Below are 15829 nucleotides of genomic sequence, written 5' to 3' on the forward strand. Positions count from 1 at the left end.
ATGGGGTAAAATTTTATCACGGAATTGGAATTTGTGATTGACAAACATTTATACAAAATATATATTTATATTGCGAATGATAATTATTATCAATAATAAAATATGGGGTGTAAAATATGAATCTTAAACGTTATCTTTCTGTTTTATCATTAACTTTCATATTTTTATTGGTCCTGGCGGGTTGTTCCGGTCAATCCGATGACAAAGATTCAAAAGAAGCTGAATCAAATGCGGAAAAAAATGAAAACGGTTCCGAATATCCAATTGTCATAAAACATGCCTTTGGTGAAACGGTGATTGAAGAGAAACCGGAACGCATTGTAACAATTTCCTGGGCAAACCATGATGTGGCTTTGGCTTTGGGGGTTGTGCCGGTTGGATTCTCGGCCGCCAACTACGGCGTACAAGATGACAGCGGAATGCTTCCGTGGACAAAAGAGAAATTGAAAGAACTTGGTGTTGAAAATCCGAATATTTTCCAAGATACAGACGGTCTGGATTTCGAAGCGATTGCAGATGCTGAGCCGGATGTAATCCTTGCCGCCTATTCCGGTATTACACAGGAAGAATATGATCTTTTAAGCCAAATCGCTCCGGTTGTGGCTTATCCGGAAACTCCATGGGTGATTTCTTGGAGAGACCAAATTTTATATAATGCCAAAGGAATGGGGATGGAAGAAGAAGGAAAGCAACTGATTAAGGACACTGAAAACTTAATTCAAGAGAAAGCGGGCGAACATCCTGAAATCAAAGGGAAAAAAGCCGCTTTTGCTTCCATCAGCGCAGCCGATTTATCCAAATTCTACATTTATACAACTCAAGACCCTCGCGGTGAATTTCTTGAGGAATTGGGAATGCAATATCCTGAAAGCTTAATCGAAACATTTGGGGATCAGGACAGTTTCTATATTGAAATGAGTGCGGAAAACGCGGATGCATTAAATGATTTGGACATCATCGTGACATACGGGGATGACAATACTTTAAAAGCGCTACAAAATGATCCGATTTTAGGCAAAGTGCCTGCCATTCAAAAAGGGGCCGTTGTAGTCATTGGCGATAATACGCCACTTGCGGCGGCGGGAAATCCGAATCCGCTATCCATTGCGTACACCATCGATGAATACTTGGGCTTACTTTCTGAAGCGGCCAAAAAGCTGAATTAATATGAAAACGACTGCCTATAAAGAGAACAAGCAAACCCTCATCCCGAAAAGATTTGCAGCATTACTCATGGTGCTCGTATTATTGCTTGGTGTTTGCATCATCGCTTCGTTGCTGTTTGGTTCAAGGGCCATCGGTTTGGCGGATATCATGGACGGGTTATTTCATTCCAATGTCGATACCCACGAAGCCAATGTTGTGCGGCAAAGGGTGGTTCGTACGATGTTCAGCATCATGTGCGGTGTGGCTCTAGGGGTTTCCGGCGCTTTGATGCAATCAGTGACCCGCAATCCGATTGCAGACCCAAGCATTCTGGGAGTGAATACGGGAGCCGCCCTTTTTGTCGTAACCGGGATTGCATTTTTCCATATCACTTCTGCCGGTCAATATATTTGGTTTGCCATTGTCGGAGCAATGATAACAGCCGTATTCGTTTATTCGGTCGGTTCGATGGGAAGCGGTGGCGCGACGCCGTTGAAACTTGTATTGGCCGGGGCCGCGACAAGTGCCGTATTGTCATCGCTTGTCTCGGCCATTATGATTCCCCGCAACAACGTCATGGATCAATTCCGTTTTTGGCAAGTAGGCAGCGTAGGATCCGGCACGTGGGATTCCATTATGATTTTTCTTCCATTTCTAATTGTAGGTCTCCTGATTGCATTGATGACAGCGCCGGCTTTAAATGCAATGCTTTTGGGGGATGAGGTTGCCAAAAGTTTGGGTGTACGGATTGGGTTTATTCGGCTCCTTGCCGCATTTGGCGGAGTGCTGTTATGTGGTGCCGCAACCGCGCTTGCAGGCCCGATCGGGTTCGTCGGCTTGCTCGCAACCCATGTCATTCGATTAATCATTGGACCGGATATGCGATATGTCATCCCGATGTCCGCCTTGACAGGAGCGATCATTTTGACATTTTCCGATGTTATCGGCAGGATCCTGGGAAGTCCGGGGGAATTGGAAGTCGGAGTGGTGACGGCCTTTATCGGTGCCCCCATTTTAATCTTTATCACAATGAAAGCGAAAGTTCGTGAAATATGATGAATGAGACATTGCAGTTAATTCGGACAGCTCGATCAAGAAGGTTTCGCCGTTTTGTGCTTTTGACATCCTTGCTTTGCCTGATCTCCTTTGCTTTGTGCGCCTTGATGCTGATGCTGGGCAACACGATTTATCCCGTCCAAGATGTCATCCGGGTGCTTCTTGGGGAACAAGTCAAGGGAGCATCTTTTGCTGTTGGAACAATCCGATTGCCACGGATGGTGGCAGGACTGTTTGCGGGGTTTGCCTTTGGAGCAGGCGGTTATGTGTTTCAAACGATGCTCCGCAACCCGCTCGCCAATCCGAATGTCATTGGGATTACAACAGGTTCGAGTGCCGCCGCCGTTTTTTGTATCGTCATCCTCCATGCGAGTTTGGCAATGACATCCGTTGCTGCCGTTATTGGCGGTTTAGGTACGGTTTTGGTGATCTATTTGTTGGCGAAAGGAAGTTCTTTTTCCATCGGACGATTGATTTTAATCGGCATTGGCATTCAGGCGATGCTCAATTCCGTCATTTCTTATTTATTGTTGATTGGAAGCCGGAATGATTTGCCAACCGCATTGCGTTGGTTGAGCGGAAGCTTAAATGGTTTGAAAATGGAAACCCTTTTTCCTTTAATCGTGACCGTTGTACTTTTTACTCCCATTCTGCTCTTATACGGCAAACAACTGGAAATGTTGGAATTGGGCGACCAAACCGCTACATCTCTAGGCGTGAACGTGAACATGGCCAGAATCATGCTCATGATCAGTTCCGTTTTGATGATTGCCATCGCTACCGCAACGACAGGACCGATCGCCTTTGTGTCCTTCCTTGCGGGACCGATCGCCAATCGGATCATGGGTTCGGGCTATTCCAACATAATTCCTGCCGGGCTCGTTGGTGTCATTTTGGTGCTGGCCGGAGATTTGATTGGCCAACATGCCTTTGAAGCGAGATATCCTGTAGGGGTGATCACCGGCGTGCTTGGAGCGCCTTACTTGCTCTATTTATTAGTCCGTTTGAATCGAAAGGGTGGTTTTTAATGAATCCTGCACACGTGCTGACAGCAAAAAATTTATATGCGGGCTACGATAAAAAGACGGTTTTGCAAGATGTTACCATTACCATCCCAAGCAATAAAATCAGTGTGATTATCGGGGGGAATGGTTGCGGCAAATCCACATTGCTCAAGACGATGGCAAGGTTAATCAAGCCTGCAAGCGGCCAGGTCATGTTGGATGGGAAACCGATTCATCAAATTCCAACGAAACAATTGGCTCGTGTGTTAGGGTATTTGCCTCAATCACCCATTGTTCCTGAAGGGATCACTGTGGTTGATTTGGTAGGCCGGGGAAGATTTCCGCATCATTCGTTTTTAAAAGGCTGGACAAGCAAAGATGATGAAGCGGTCAGCGAAGCGATGGAAATCATGAACATTACGGATTTGGCGGATCGATATATCGATGAGCTGTCAGGCGGCCAAAGACAGCGGGTATGGATCGCAATGGCCCTAGCTCAACAGACGGATATCCTGTTTTTGGATGAACCAACCACCTATCTGGATATCACCTATCAGGTGGAAATATTGGATATGTTGACAGATTTGAACCGGAAACGGGGCACAACCATCGTATTGGTGCTGCATGATATCAATTTATCCGCCCGATATGCGGATCATATTTTTGCCTTCCAGCAAGGAAAGCTGGTGGCGGAAGGAACTCCGTCAGAAGTGATCAATAGCCAATTAATTAAAGATGTTTTTGGACTTGATTGCACAGTGATTCAAGATCCGGTTTCATTATCCCCATCCATTGTGCCAATTGGCAGATATCATAATCATTTGGAAAATTCCCGTTTTGAATGCCGTCTGGAAAGGTGCTGACTTTCCGGCGGCTATTTTGCCGTTTGGCGCAGGGAAATCTAATAAAGGCTTGTACCAAGTCCTTCAAAAGCGCGGCAGGTGAATCAGTCAGCAATCGTAAAAAAACACCATGTTGAAAACTCTTCATTTGATTGTCAGTTATTAGAAACACATTTTCAAAAATGTTATGTTAATAATATAAGTAGCAAATAGATGTAGGAGGTGCCAATGATGGAATTTTTTGAAGCAGTAAAAAATCGCCGGTCCATTCGTGCATTGGAAGATGAAGCGGTTGTACCTGATGAAGAAGTGGTTGAAATTGTCAAATCAGCTTTGAATCATACACCGACTGCATTCAATGGGCAAGAAACCCGTGTAGCCATTTTGTTTGGAAAACATCATAAACAACTTTGGGACGACGCGGAGAAAATTGCCCGCGATAAAAATCCGGTAGATTTTGAACGGACACAACAAAGAATTCAAGGTTTCCGCAATGGTCATGGAACCGTTTTATTCTTCCAAGACCGGGAAGTCATCGAAGGTTTGCAAAATAAAATGCCACATCTCCGTGATGCGCTTGAAGCATGGGCCCATCAAAACCAAGGCATGCTTCAATACGTCATCTGGACGGGATTAGAGGAGGTTGGTTATGCCGCATCCCTTCAACATATAGACATCGATATACGTCCAGAATGGAACATTCCTGAAAATTGGAAGATTATTGCGCAAATGCCTTTCGGTAAACAAGCGCAGCCGGCGATCGAAAAAGAGATTATCCCGGTGGAGAAAAAACTTGTTGTCCTTAAATAAGTTCCCATCCATCAAACGGACTTCGAGGAAAAGTGAAGGATTCTTTGGATCAAGAAATGATGATGAGCTTGCGAAATAAGTCAAGGACTTGTTTTGCAAGCTTTTTTAATAATAAGGAAACCTCTTTTCTTTCTGTTTTTCAATTTCCTTTGTCAAATATTGAATTTGCCTTTCGAGTTCCTTGATTCTTTCTTCGTACGGGTTTTGGTATGGCGGTTGTGTGGGTTGTTGGGCAGGCTGTGGGGTACGTTGTTGGCGCTGAAGTTGTTCAATCTCCAGGATTGCTGAATAAGTTGAAATCAATGCCCCGATGATTTGAATAATATTGCCGAACACTGCTAATTTTGCAAGACTGATATCGGAAGAGTCATTGCTGGTGCTGTTTTGTGCTGACTGATTTTCTTGTTCAAGTTGAAAAAATGGGTAAAATTCATTGACCATCCTCCAGCTCCCCCGATCCAATTATCTTTTGTATTATATGTTTTTGATAATAAAAAAGTAACTGAATGAAAATTCACGGATGAAGATGGGGAATAGTTCCAATCCTTCTATTGGGGGAAAAAACAAGGTGTCCTGATCCAGAAGTATTGGACACCTTGTTTTATCAATTTAAATGGCCATTCTTCGGCGAATTCCTCATGCACTAATGAGATGTTTTTTAAACGTTCAACAGCTCCTGCTGTTTTTCCGTAAGCTCGATTTCAAAACCCAAGTCTTCCAGCATTTGATAGTCCTGGTTTGATTCTTGTCCTTCCGTTGTCAAATAGTCGCCGACGAAAATGCTGTTTGCCGCGTATAATCCCAACGGCTGCAAAGAACGGAGATTCACTTCTCGCCCTCCGGAAATGCGGATTTCTTTTGTCGGGTTCATGTAGCGGAATAAGGCAAGGACTTTCAGACAATAGCGCGGATTCAGCTCATTTGTCCCTTCCAGTTTCGTGCCCTCGATCGCATGCAAAAAGTTGACCGGAATGGAATCTGCATCAAGCGCCCGCAAAGCCCGGGCGATATCAATCACATCCTGTTTTGTTTCTTTCATGCCGATGATGGCGCCGGAACAAGGGGAAAGGCCGTGCTTTTTCACGATATCAATTGTATTCACCCGGTCTTGGTACGTATGGGTTGTCGTGATGAATGAGTGATGTCTTTCGGATGTATTGATATTGTGGTTGTAACGGTCCACACCCGCTTCTTTCAGCTGCTGTGCTTGTTCTTCTTTTAAGATCCCCAAACAGGCGCATACTTTTAATCCGTATTTTTCTTTGATTTCTTTCACGGCTTCACTGACCACGTTCACATCTTTCCGGGTCGGACCTCGGCCGCTTGCCACGATGCAATAGGTGCCAATTTTATTTTCGAAAGCGATTCTTGCCCCTTCCAAAATTTCCTCTTTTGTGATGAAAGGATATTTTGTGATCGGAGCAGAGGATTTCGAAGATTGGGCACAATAACCGCAATCTTCGGGGCAGTAGCCGCTTTTTGCATTCATGATCATGTTCAGTTTCACTTTTTTCCCGAAGTAGTGTTTCCGGATTGTAAATGCTCCATGCAATAATGGAAGGAGTTCATCATCCTCCGCGTTTAAAATCGCCATCGCTTCTTCATTTGAAAGTTCTTTTCCGTCAATGACTTCTTGGGCTAGAGTTTGCCAATTCATTTTGTTGCCTCCAATACATTGATTAGTCTTTTATTTAAAATGAAGTAAATCCGTCTTGCAAAAAGTCCAGTGACCATCGCCAATACAATGTCAACACCTACCGTGCTTAAAAAGGCGGTTACAAATACGGTTGATGCGCTTGTCGGCATATCAAGCCAGAAATTTAATGCCAAGTAAACGTAAGGGGCACCAATTGCGTAAATCACGAATGTGCCTGCCAAATTCGCCATGACAAATCGTAAACGGGAAGGTTCTTCTCCTCCGCGTTCAATAATGTATCCGATCACAAAAGCGCCTAAAGCAAAACCGGCCAAATATCCGAAAGTGGGCTGCAATACATATGTCAGCCCGCCCCCTTTTGTAAAGACAGGGAGTCCTGCCAAACCTACCAAGATATAAACCAATTGGCTCTGCAAACCTCTTTTGCTTCCTAAAATCGATCCTGCCAAAAATACGATGACAATTTGCAGTGTAAACGGCACAATCGGCAACGGTATCTTGATGAATGCCCCAATTGCTGTAAGCGCCGCAAATATTGCAACGAGTGTAAGGGAATAAATTTGCGAATTTCTCATCGAATTCCCACCTTTCTCTCTTTGAAAAATTCCATGATTTCCTGTTTTGCCGTTTCCACCATCCATTCAATTTCTTCTTCGGAAATGACGTATGGAGGCATGAAATATAAGATGTTGCCAAGGGCTCTGAGCAAAATTCCTTTTTTTAATGCCCTTTTGTATATTTGATAGCCAATACGCTCTTCTTCAGGGAGTGGCGCTTTTGACTTTTTATCGGCAACCAGTTCAATGGCTCCGACAAATCCCGTTTGACGATATTCCCCAACGGTTGGAAGTGAATCGAAGGCTTCATGCGCCAGTTGGTTTAATAATTTTGCTTTGTCCGCAATTTTTTCTAATACCTTCTCTTCTTCAAAGATGGCGAGGACTTCCTTGGCTGCACGCAATGCCAGAGGATTTCCCGTGTAGCTATGGGAATGTAAGAAAGCTTTCATCGTGCCGTAATCGTCATAAAAGGCGTAATAGATTTTGTTTGTCGTCAACACTGCCGAAAGAGGCAAGTAACCGCCAGTAATGCCCTTGGATAAACAGAGGAAATCCGGAGTAATGTCCGCTTGTTCGCACGCAAATAACGTGCCTGTTCTTCCAAAGCCGACCGCGATTTCATCTGCAATGAGATGCACATCGTACTGGTCACACAATGCTCTTAATTTTTTTAAGAAAACAGGGGGATACATGTTCATGCCGCCTGCTATTTGGATTAACGGTTCGATGATGGCGGCGGAAAGGGTGTCCGCATGTTTTTCGAACTGTTCTTCAACAAACAGGGCGCAAGGAGCATCACATGTGCCTGGATTTTCATTAAATGGACAGCGGTAACAATTCGGTCCTTCTGCACGGACGACATTCAAAAGAAGGGGTGTAAATACTTTGTTGTACAAGTCGACTGCCCCGACAGATAATGCTCCGAGTGTTTCCCCATGATAGGCATTGGTAAAAGTCAAGAACCGTTGTTTATTCGGTTGGCCGGTTTGGACTCTATATTGAAAACTCATTTTCAATGCAATTTCGATGGCGGCTGAACCGTTATCGGCGAAAAATACTTTTTCCAAGCCATCCGGTGTTTTGTCCACCAGCTTTTTTGCCACGTGGATGGCCGGTTCATGGGTAAAGTTTGCAAAGATGACATGTTCCAATTTTTTTGCCTGATCAGCGATTGCCTTGCTGATGCGCGGATTGGCATGTCCAAACAAGTTGACCCACCAGGAGGAAACCGCATCCAAATAACGGTTTCCTTGCTTATCGTACAGCCAGACTCCTTCGCCCCGCTCAATGACGATAGGAGGGAAAGATTCATAGTCTTTCATTTGGGAGCAAGGATGCCAAATATGTTTTAGATCAAGGTCTTGAAGTTCCAAGTAATTCAACCGTAATCAGCCTTTCAAAAATCGTTTCTCCGTCAAAGCTTTCAATCGTCCGGTTTCCCTCGACAATGACTATTGGCTTGTCAGGAATGAACCGGCGCAAAGTTTGGACGTTATTTTGTTCAATGGGACTATTTTTATATTGGTTGATGACGATGCCAAGCACTTCTATTCCTCTTGTATTTAGAGCATCAAGAGATAATAATGTGTGATTGATCATGCCAAGTTTTGAGGGTGTCACCAATACAACCGGCAGTTTTGAGCGTTGAATGATATCCAACAAAGTCAATGCAGTATGGGGTTGCAAAGGTACAAACAGACCTCCAGCCCCTTCGCAAATCACAGCGTCATATTCTTTTGTTAAATGGCTTATTTTATTCAGTATTTGTGCCCCACTGATCCATTCCCCCTCCAGCTCGGCGGCATAATGGGGAGAGGCGGGAACAGGGAAAGAATATGAATTGATTGATTCGGGAGATAAAGGATGCAAACTATAATTTAAGTAAGTAGACGTATCGTAATAGTAGGTTATATCCCCCTTTTTTACCGCTCCCGTTTGTACGGGCTTATAGGGTACAACTTTTAACCCTTTTCTTTGCAAATACCGCATAATCAATGTTGTGATGAAAGTTTTCCCTACATCGGTGTCTGTTCCTGCAACCCAAAAATGGTTCAACTTATCACCTTCTTAGCTGTTGTGGTTTTATGTTAACTTAGTTATTTATTAAGTTAACACAATTTCTTTTTTCAGTAAATATTTTTTTGGAATTTTGTATAAATTAGGTAATTGGTTTTGGAATGGTGAGACTATTTGGAGGATTTATTCAATGAAGGCCGATGTTGGAATTCTTTTAGTATAAAAATCAAATGTGATTTTTGTAGAGTTGTGTTAAAATTCTTTATTATTACAAAATTTGTATATTTTTTTTAAGAAATAATGTTGTTTGAAGCTTGAATAGTTGATAGGAGTGTAAAACATGATTGGCACAATCGTTAATACCGTTTGTATTCTGGTGGGCAGCTTGGTAGGCAGCATATTGAAAAAGGGGATTAAAGAGGAATACCAAACGGCGTTATTTACCGCAATGGGATTTGCGGCTACAGCATTGGGCGTAAATGCCATTGTTCAAAATATGCCCAATAGTGAATACCCGGTATTATTTATCGTGAGTTTATCGATCGGCGGGTTGGTGGGAACAATCATCGATTTTGACGGGAAATTCAAAAAAGTCGTTGATCGTTTTTCAAAAACGGATTTAAGCAAGGGATTATCTACGGCAATTTTGCTGTTTTGTATTGGCACTTTATCGATATTAGGGCCTGTGGAAAGCGCGCTTCATCAAAATCATACATATTTATTTACCAATGCAACCCTGGATTTGGTGACATCAATGGCATTGGCTGCCACTTACGGCATCGGCATCGCGTTTGCAGCGGTAGTATTGTTTTGCTGGCAGGGGGCTATTTATCTAAGCGCAACCTATATCGCTCCTTTTTTGACAAATGAATTGATGACGGAAGTTTCCATTGTGGGCGGCATATTGATCTTAAGTTCAGGATTGTCGATTTTGGGAATCAAGGACAGCAAGTCGTTGAACATGCTACCGGCGCTATTTGTACCGGTGCTTTGGTTTCTCATTCTGGCGGTGTTTAAATGAAAGTTGGAGTAAAAAAGAGGAAAGATATGACCAGTTCAGGAGGATCAGGTATGGATGACCGTTTGCAAGAACAAATGCATGAACGAATGAATAGAAAGCCGATGAAGCTTGCGGCCATTTTGGGGGCATTGGGGGCTTTTGCTCCGTTGTCCATAGATATGTATTTACCGGCACTCCCGCATATTGCAAAAGAACTTCATACAAGCCAATCAATTGTGCAGTTGAGTTTAACTTTTTTCTTATTCGGACTTGTATTGGGCCAATTGATGGTGGGCCCGATCAGTGATGCAAAGGGACGGCGGAAACCGTTGTTGTTTGGGCTTTTGGTTTATGCTGTGTGTTCATTGTTGTGTATTTTTGCTCCAACCATTGAACTATTTATTGTTTTGAGATTTTTGCAGGGAGTATCTGGTGCAAGCGGTATTGTGCTGTCCCGCGCCATTTTGAGGGATGTTTTTTCCGGAAAAAAATTGACGAAGGTTTTTGCTATGCTGGCTTTGGTGCAAGGTGCTGCTCCGGTATTGGCTCCGGTGCTTGGGGGCATTATATTGCTTTTCGCTCCTTGGAAAGGGGTATTTCTATTCTTGGCGGTTGTCGGGTTGGTCATGTTCTTCATTGTTCTGTTTTATTTGCCGGAATCATTGGATGTTCGTATGCGGAGCAAGGGAAGCATTAAAGAAACGTTCATCACCTTCAAAAAATTGTTTCTGGACCGCAGCTTTATCGGATATGCATTAGTGATCGCCTTTTTGTTTACCATGATGTTTGCGTATATTTCGGGTTCTTCCTTTGTATTCCAAGAGATGTATGGACTTTCCGCGCAGCTTTATAGTTTGATTTTTGCCGTGAATGGCATTGGCATTGTTCTGTGCAGCCAATTGACCGGGCGGTTAGTGGGGATTGTGAGCGAAAAGAAGTTGTTGGTTACCGGAATCGGACTGTCCTTTGTCGGAACGGCTGTTTTATTGGTGCTGCTTCTATTGAAGGCAAAGATTTATTTCATTTTGCCGCCATTATTTTTGGCGATTGCCAGCATGGGAATGGTCAATACATCCGGACAATCATTGGCTTTGCAAAATCAGGGGAAAGTGGCCGGAAGTGCTTCCGCTTTGCTGGGAGTATTGCAATACGTGATTGCGGGATCCTTTGCGCCTCTGACAGGATTGGGAAATGATCCATCTGTATCGATGGGGATTGTAATGATGATTGGAAGTGTTTTCGCCATTCTTTCTTATCTTTTCCTGATCAGGAAGAATCAAGTGGTAACTGATAAATAGGGAAGTGGCATCCGCAGCAATATGGGGTGATTTGCACTAAATGAGTGGCCAAGTGCACCAAATGCGGGGGTATACGCACTAAATGAGTGGCCAAGTGCACCAAATGGGGAAGTATACGCACTAAATGAGTGGCTAAGTGCACCAAATGGGGAAGTATACGCACTAAATGAGTGGCCAAGTGCACCAAATGGGGAAGTTTACGCACTAAATGAGTGGCTAAGTGCACCAAATGCGGGGGTATACGCACTAAATGAGTGGCCAAGTGCACCAAATGCGGGGGTATACGCACTAAATGGGTGGCCAAGTGCACCAAATGGGGAAGTATACGCACTAAATGAGTGGCCAAGTGCACCAAATGGGGAAGTATACGCACTAAATGAGTGGCTAAGTGCACCAAATGCGGGGGTATACGCACTAAATGAGTGGCCAAGTGCACCAAATGGGGAAGTATACGCACTAAATGAGTGGCCAAGTGCACCAAATGCGGGGGTATACGCACTAAATGAGTGGCCAAGTGCACCAAATGGAGAAGTATACGCACTAAATGAGTGGCCAAGTGCACCAAATGCGGGGGTATACGCACTAAATGAGTGGCCAAGTGCACCAAATGGGGAAGTATACGCACTAAATGAGAGGCTAAGTGCACCAAATGGGGAAGTTTACGCACTAAATGAGTGGCCAAGTGCACCAAATGCGGGGGTATACGCACTAAATGGGTGGCCAAGTGCACCAAATGCGGGGGTATACGCACTAAATGGGTGGCCAAGTGCACCAAATGTGGAAGTATACGCACCAAATAGGGAAAACATCCACATCAAATAAGTCTACATACCCACTAAATGCGAACTTTGCTCTATCCATTGGAATACGATCCACCCCATAATAATCAAAAAAGCACAAACCTTGCCCCGGTTTGTGCTAAAAATTTATTCCGTTACGATGACGCTTTTAGGAAACGTTGCAAAATATGGGGAGTTTCCTTGTCTGAAGAAGACAAACAAATACGTGTCGCTTTCAACAATCTTTCCAATTTGATACGCTTCGTAGTCAAGGTTGAATGGAACGATGAGGGAATGTTTCACCAGTTCCTTTTCATTCACTTTCATTTGAACGAATTCTTCCCCTGCGATTTCCGGTGTTTCAATCAACTTTTTATTGATGGCCTTTAATTCCTCTTTTGGAATCCGCTCATCCCACCAAAGTTTCCGGGGATGGAACTGCTGTTTTGATAAGAAGTCCAGCTTCATTAAACTGTGGACAATCCCTAAGTTCACATTTGGCAAAGTGCGCAAAAATTCATCCAATCTTGTAAACAAATCTTCCAATTGATGGCCAATTCTGGACCAGCCTTTTTCTTCCCAGAACGTACCGAAATTTTGGAAGAAGTCGAAAGGTGTTTCGAAAACTTCCGTTACTAAATATTCAACCGTGCCGTCCATGCGATGGGCGTTCCAATATTTTTCCAGCACGTCTTCCGCTTGCTTGATGCGGATGATGTCATCAAAGCTCAACACGTTGTTCGATAAAATTTCATAAGGTGCAATATCCACGTATGTATACCCGAATTTTTCCGATTCAATTCGCAATCCCGTGCCCCTCAATAATTTCAGGAAGCCCAGCTGCAATTCTTCGGGACGCATCTCGAACACATCGTTGAATGTTTTGCGGAAACTTTCGTAGTCCTCTTCCGGAAGGCCGGCAATCAAATCCAAATGCTGGTCGATTTTTCCTCCTTCCTTCACCATTGTGACCGTTCTTTTCAGTTTTTCGAAGTTTTGCTTCCGTTTTACCAGCTCATTCGTTAAATCGTTCGTTGATTGAACCCCGATTTCAAAACGGAACAATCCCGCCGGTGCATGGTCGTTTAAAAATTGAATGACTTCCGGCCGCATGATGTCTGCCGTGATTTCAAATTGGAACACCACGCCAGGTACATGTTCGTCGATCAAAAATTGGAACATGTCCATCGCATAGCGGCGGCTGATATTGAACGTGCGGTCTACGAATTTGATGGTTTTTGCCCCGTTCGCCATCAAATAACGGATGTCCTCTTTGATTTTTTCCCGGTCAAAATAACGGACACCGATTTCAATGGATGATAAGCAAAATTGGCAAGAAAACGGACAGCCGCGGCTCGTTTCAATATACTGGATCCGCTTTGAAATAGAATCCCGGTCTTCTTCAAAACGGAAGGGGCTCGGCAATTCCCGCAGATCGATTTTTGGGGGCTGTGGATGGATGTTCATCTTGCCATCTTTCAAATAGGCAATGCCGGGCACTTCCTCCAAAGGAATTTCTTCATGAACATAACGAAGCAGTTGTTTGAAGGAATATTCCCCTTCGCCCATGATGATGAAATCGACAAGCCCATCCAACCGGCGCAGCCAATAATGCACGTCATAGGACACTTCCGGACCGCCCAACACAATTTTTGTTTTGGGGCTCACGGCGCGCAGCATTTGAATGACTTTGATCGTTTCTTCAATGTTCCAAATATAGCAGCTGAAACCGACCAAATCCGGTTTCCGTTGATACAACTCGGTCACAATATTCAACGCCGGTTCCTTTATCGTAAACTCGACAATCTCCGGATCAAACTCCGGCCGGGCATATGCTTTCAAATAGCGGATGGCCAAGTTCGTATGAATGTATTTGGCGTTCAATGTTGTCAGTAAAATATTCATCAGTCGAACTCCTTTAAAACGATTAATCAACACACTTCAATCTATCACATCTATTATACACATAAATCGCGGACGTTCTCCTAAGAATAAAAAGTCACGAAAAAATAATTTTGACAGGATGCTTTTCAAAATAGGATGGATCTTCCGTAGAAGAGATGTGTATTTCCATTTCCAGATCGTTTTTGAATTCGGGAAATTCAATCTCATCGGCTTGCTGTATGATTAATCTTGCATTTGCGGCTTTTTGGGGGGAGATTTCCTGATGCATTTCATAGATGGTTTCATCTACCATGCGTTCATCCACCGATAATCTTTGAGCGGAGATGATGATTGCATCTTTGCGTTTATTCAGTATATCAAAAGTGATGGTGACCGTTGTCTTTGATTGATTTTTATTTTTCTTCATATTTAATACCGTTATTTTTACATGTTCATTGTCGGCCACCAGCTGACGGATTTCTCTTTCTTTGTCCTCATCCCTTTCGTTTTTCCCCAGGTTCGATTGTGAAGGGACACCGCAGGCAAAAAGAATGAAAACAAGAAACAACAAATAAAATCGATGCAAGTTTTTCATAAATGTCACCTTTAATCATCATGAATTGGTTGAAAATAGATCAAATGTTAGTATGAAAATCTCTGTTCCCATTTATACATGACGGTTGATTCATCCAATGAATCGTTTTTTTAGAGATTATCGTGATAATGCGTTCTTAAATTGTCTGAAAAACCATGAAAATTTCCCGCAATTCTGTAGTATAATTGAATAAAATGTAAATTGTGAGAAAGATTTCAGAAAAGGTTCACCTTCTCTTGAATGGAATAAAGAGGTGTATAGATGGATAAAGTATTTGCCATTGGAGATATACATGGAAGTTATCAATTGCTTGACAAAGTATTGGATTATTGGAATCCCAATGAAGAATTGCTAATTTTCTTAGGGGACTATATTGACCGTGGGAAAGACAGTTTGCAAGTATTGCGGAAAGTGATCGAGCTGTCGAAAGAATACAAAGTGATTACGTTAAGCGGGAATCATGAACAGATTTTTTTGAATTGGTTGAAAAAGCCGAAAGTGATGTCGGAATTTTATTTTGACCAAAAAGTTGGCGGGGCAAGCACCATCGAAAGCTTCTTCTCTGCCATGCCACACCAACCATCAATGGAAGATTTGAGCGTTGAACAAATGGTGGAAATCTTAAAAACGAATTTTGCGGATGAAATCGAGTTTCTTAAAAACCTTCGTTTGTACTATTATTGGAGACCATATGTTTTTGTCCATGCGGGGATCAATGCCGGTGTCGATGATTTTTTGGAAACGGGTTCGGATGAATTTCTCTGGATCCGGGAAGAATTTACGAAAGTGCCCCACCAGGCGAAAGAAATCGTCGTCTTTGGCCATACACCCACAATCTTTTTAAATGAAGACGGCTCAAGCAAAGTTTGGATTTCCCCTTGCCGAAAAAAAATCGGCATTGATGGTGGCGGAGAGATTTATAAAGATGGAAACATCCATGGGGTTCGTTTCCAAAGAAATTCCTCAGAAATCGAAGTGTATTCCGCCAACGGAAAGGGAATTACCACAAGCCATTTTACATTGTAACAGGGAATTTTCAAAAAGTGGAATGGAACGAGGCTGGGACAAAACCCTCCTCTAAAATGGAAACAGCCCATGAAATGTTGGAATGAAATTTCATGGGCTGTTCTTCATTTTTTCAATAAAAATAAGGACATCTTCTGATAAAATTTAAGTATCTAC

Annotated in this window: 16 protein-coding genes; 8 read left to right on the forward strand and 8 right to left on the reverse strand. The window is 43.2% G+C overall.

Going from position 1 to position 15829, the window contains the following annotated elements; translation table 11 throughout:
* The first annotated feature begins 116 nt into the window (after window positions 1-116).
* From ACFPOH_RS14070 to ACFPOH_RS14090, 5 genes are all read left to right on the forward strand, one after another.
* Entirely contained in the window at window positions 117-1166 is a 1050-nt protein-coding gene (locus tag ACFPOH_RS14070; protein WP_390310288.1) for an iron-siderophore ABC transporter substrate-binding protein, read from the forward strand.
* A gap of 1 nt (window position 1167) precedes the next feature.
* Window positions 1168-2202: a FecCD family ABC transporter permease gene (locus ACFPOH_RS14075; protein WP_342468753.1), complete on the forward strand. Its 1035-nt coding sequence runs from the start codon at window positions 1168-1170 to the stop codon at window positions 2200-2202.
* On the forward strand, window positions 2199-3230 hold the full coding sequence (locus ACFPOH_RS14080; protein ID WP_390310291.1) for a FecCD family ABC transporter permease: 1032 nt from the start codon (window positions 2199-2201) through the stop codon (window positions 3228-3230). The genes ACFPOH_RS14075 and ACFPOH_RS14080 overlap by 4 nt, the downstream gene beginning before the upstream one ends.
* On the forward strand, window positions 3230-4069 hold the full coding sequence (locus ACFPOH_RS14085) for an ABC transporter ATP-binding protein (protein ID WP_390310293.1): 840 nt from the start codon (window positions 3230-3232) through the stop codon (window positions 4067-4069). Before ACFPOH_RS14080 ends, ACFPOH_RS14085 begins: the two co-directional genes overlap by 1 nt.
* Before the next feature lie 207 nt (window positions 4070-4276).
* Window positions 4277-4858, forward strand: coding sequence for a nitroreductase family protein (locus ACFPOH_RS14090; RefSeq protein ID WP_342581724.1), 582 nt, complete (start codon window positions 4277-4279; stop codon window positions 4856-4858).
* A 105-nt stretch (window positions 4859-4963) separates the two neighbouring features.
* Here ACFPOH_RS14090 and ACFPOH_RS14095 read toward each other — a convergent pair whose 3' ends face one another.
* The 5 genes from ACFPOH_RS14095 to bioD form a co-directional block, all read right to left on the reverse strand.
* Entirely contained in the window at window positions 4964-5299 is a 336-nt protein-coding gene (locus ACFPOH_RS14095; protein WP_342468757.1) for a hypothetical protein, read from the reverse strand.
* 217 nt (window positions 5300-5516) lie between these two features.
* Window positions 5517-6515, reverse strand: a complete 999-nt coding sequence (gene bioB / locus ACFPOH_RS14100) for a biotin synthase BioB (protein WP_342468758.1) — start codon at window positions 6513-6515, stop codon at window positions 5517-5519.
* Entirely contained in the window at window positions 6512-7090 is a 579-nt protein-coding gene (locus tag ACFPOH_RS14105; protein ID WP_342468759.1) for a biotin transporter BioY, read from the reverse strand. The genes bioB and ACFPOH_RS14105 overlap by 4 nt, the downstream gene beginning before the upstream one ends.
* A complete protein-coding gene (bioA, locus tag ACFPOH_RS14110; RefSeq protein WP_390310296.1) occupies window positions 7087-8457 on the reverse strand; it encodes an adenosylmethionine--8-amino-7-oxononanoate transaminase in 1371 nt (456 codons plus the stop codon). The genes ACFPOH_RS14105 and bioA overlap by 4 nt, the downstream gene beginning before the upstream one ends.
* Complete coding sequence (gene bioD / locus ACFPOH_RS14115; RefSeq protein ID WP_342468761.1) at window positions 8429-9130, reverse strand: dethiobiotin synthase; 702 nt, start codon at window positions 9128-9130, stop codon at window positions 8429-8431. Before bioD ends, bioA begins: the two co-directional genes overlap by 29 nt.
* Before the next feature lie 301 nt (window positions 9131-9431).
* On the opposite strand from bioD, the gene ACFPOH_RS14120 reads away from it, so the two are divergent.
* Both ACFPOH_RS14120 and ACFPOH_RS14125 read left to right on the forward strand, forming a co-directional pair.
* Window positions 9432-10112, forward strand: a complete 681-nt coding sequence (locus ACFPOH_RS14120) for a DUF554 domain-containing protein (protein ID WP_342468763.1) — start codon at window positions 9432-9434, stop codon at window positions 10110-10112.
* 50 nt (window positions 10113-10162) lie between these two features.
* Window positions 10163-11389, forward strand: coding sequence for a multidrug effflux MFS transporter (locus ACFPOH_RS14125; protein WP_342581719.1), 1227 nt, complete (start codon window positions 10163-10165; stop codon window positions 11387-11389).
* 659 nt (window positions 11390-12048) lie between these two features.
* Here ACFPOH_RS14125 and ACFPOH_RS14130 read toward each other — a convergent pair.
* From ACFPOH_RS14130 to ACFPOH_RS14140, 3 genes are all read right to left on the reverse strand, one after another.
* Complete coding sequence (locus ACFPOH_RS14130) at window positions 12049-12204, reverse strand: hypothetical protein (RefSeq protein WP_390310299.1); 156 nt, start codon at window positions 12202-12204, stop codon at window positions 12049-12051.
* Window positions 12205-12315: 111 nt separating this feature from the next.
* Window positions 12316-14073 (reverse strand): B12-binding domain-containing radical SAM protein, encoded by a 1758-nt coding sequence (locus tag ACFPOH_RS14135; RefSeq protein ID WP_342468765.1) that lies wholly within the window; start codon window positions 14071-14073, stop codon window positions 12316-12318.
* A 94-nt stretch (window positions 14074-14167) separates the two neighbouring features.
* The gene (locus ACFPOH_RS14140; protein WP_390310301.1) at window positions 14168-14647 is read right to left on the reverse strand and encodes a hypothetical protein; all 480 of its coding nucleotides are present in this window, start codon (window positions 14645-14647) and stop codon (window positions 14168-14170) included.
* 261 nt (window positions 14648-14908) lie between these two features.
* Here ACFPOH_RS14140 and ACFPOH_RS14145 point away from each other — a divergent pair, with 261 nt between their 5' ends.
* Complete coding sequence (locus ACFPOH_RS14145) at window positions 14909-15673, forward strand: metallophosphoesterase (RefSeq protein WP_342468767.1); 765 nt, start codon at window positions 14909-14911, stop codon at window positions 15671-15673.
* Window positions 15674-15829: the final 156 nt, after the last annotated feature.

The sequence above is a fragment of the Ureibacillus suwonensis genome, assembly GCF_042655065.1.
GTDB lineage: Bacteria > Bacillota > Bacilli > Bacillales_A > Planococcaceae > Ureibacillus > Ureibacillus suwonensis.

Bases quoted from the DNA above. Each gene is read 5' to 3' on its own strand.
- ACFPOH_RS14070 (WP_390310288.1), top strand. From the start codon at position 117: ATGAATCTTAAACGTTATCTTTCTGTTTTATCATTAACTTTCATATTT.
- ACFPOH_RS14075 (WP_342468753.1), top strand. From the start codon at position 1,168: ATGAAAACGACTGCCTATAAAGAGAACAAGCAAACCCTCATCCCGAAA.
- ACFPOH_RS14080 (WP_390310291.1), top strand. From the start codon at position 2,199: ATGATGAATGAGACATTGCAGTTAATTCGGACAGCTCGATCAAGAAGG.
- ACFPOH_RS14085 (WP_390310293.1), top strand. From the start codon at position 3,230: ATGAATCCTGCACACGTGCTGACAGCAAAAAATTTATATGCGGGCTAC.
- ACFPOH_RS14090 (WP_342581724.1), top strand. From the start codon at position 4,277: ATGATGGAATTTTTTGAAGCAGTAAAAAATCGCCGGTCCATTCGTGCA.
- ACFPOH_RS14095 (WP_342468757.1), bottom strand. From the start codon at position 5,299: ATGGTCAATGAATTTTACCCATTTTTTCAACTTGAACAAGAAAATCAG.
- bioB (WP_342468758.1), bottom strand. From the start codon at position 6,515: ATGAATTGGCAAACTCTAGCCCAAGAAGTCATTGACGGAAAAGAACTT.
- ACFPOH_RS14105 (WP_342468759.1), bottom strand. From the start codon at position 7,090: ATGAGAAATTCGCAAATTTATTCCCTTACACTCGTTGCAATATTTGCG.
- ACFPOH_RS14120 (WP_342468763.1), top strand. From the start codon at position 9,432: ATGATTGGCACAATCGTTAATACCGTTTGTATTCTGGTGGGCAGCTTG.
- ACFPOH_RS14125 (WP_342581719.1), top strand. From the start codon at position 10,163: ATGGATGACCGTTTGCAAGAACAAATGCATGAACGAATGAATAGAAAG.
- ACFPOH_RS14130 (WP_390310299.1), bottom strand. From the start codon at position 12,204: ATGTGGATGTTTTCCCTATTTGGTGCGTATACTTCCACATTTGGTGCA.
- ACFPOH_RS14135 (WP_342468765.1), bottom strand. From the start codon at position 14,073: ATGAATATTTTACTGACAACATTGAACGCCAAATACATTCATACGAAC.
- ACFPOH_RS14140 (WP_390310301.1), bottom strand. From the start codon at position 14,647: ATGAAAAACTTGCATCGATTTTATTTGTTGTTTCTTGTTTTCATTCTT.
- ACFPOH_RS14145 (WP_342468767.1), top strand. From the start codon at position 14,909: ATGGATAAAGTATTTGCCATTGGAGATATACATGGAAGTTATCAATTG.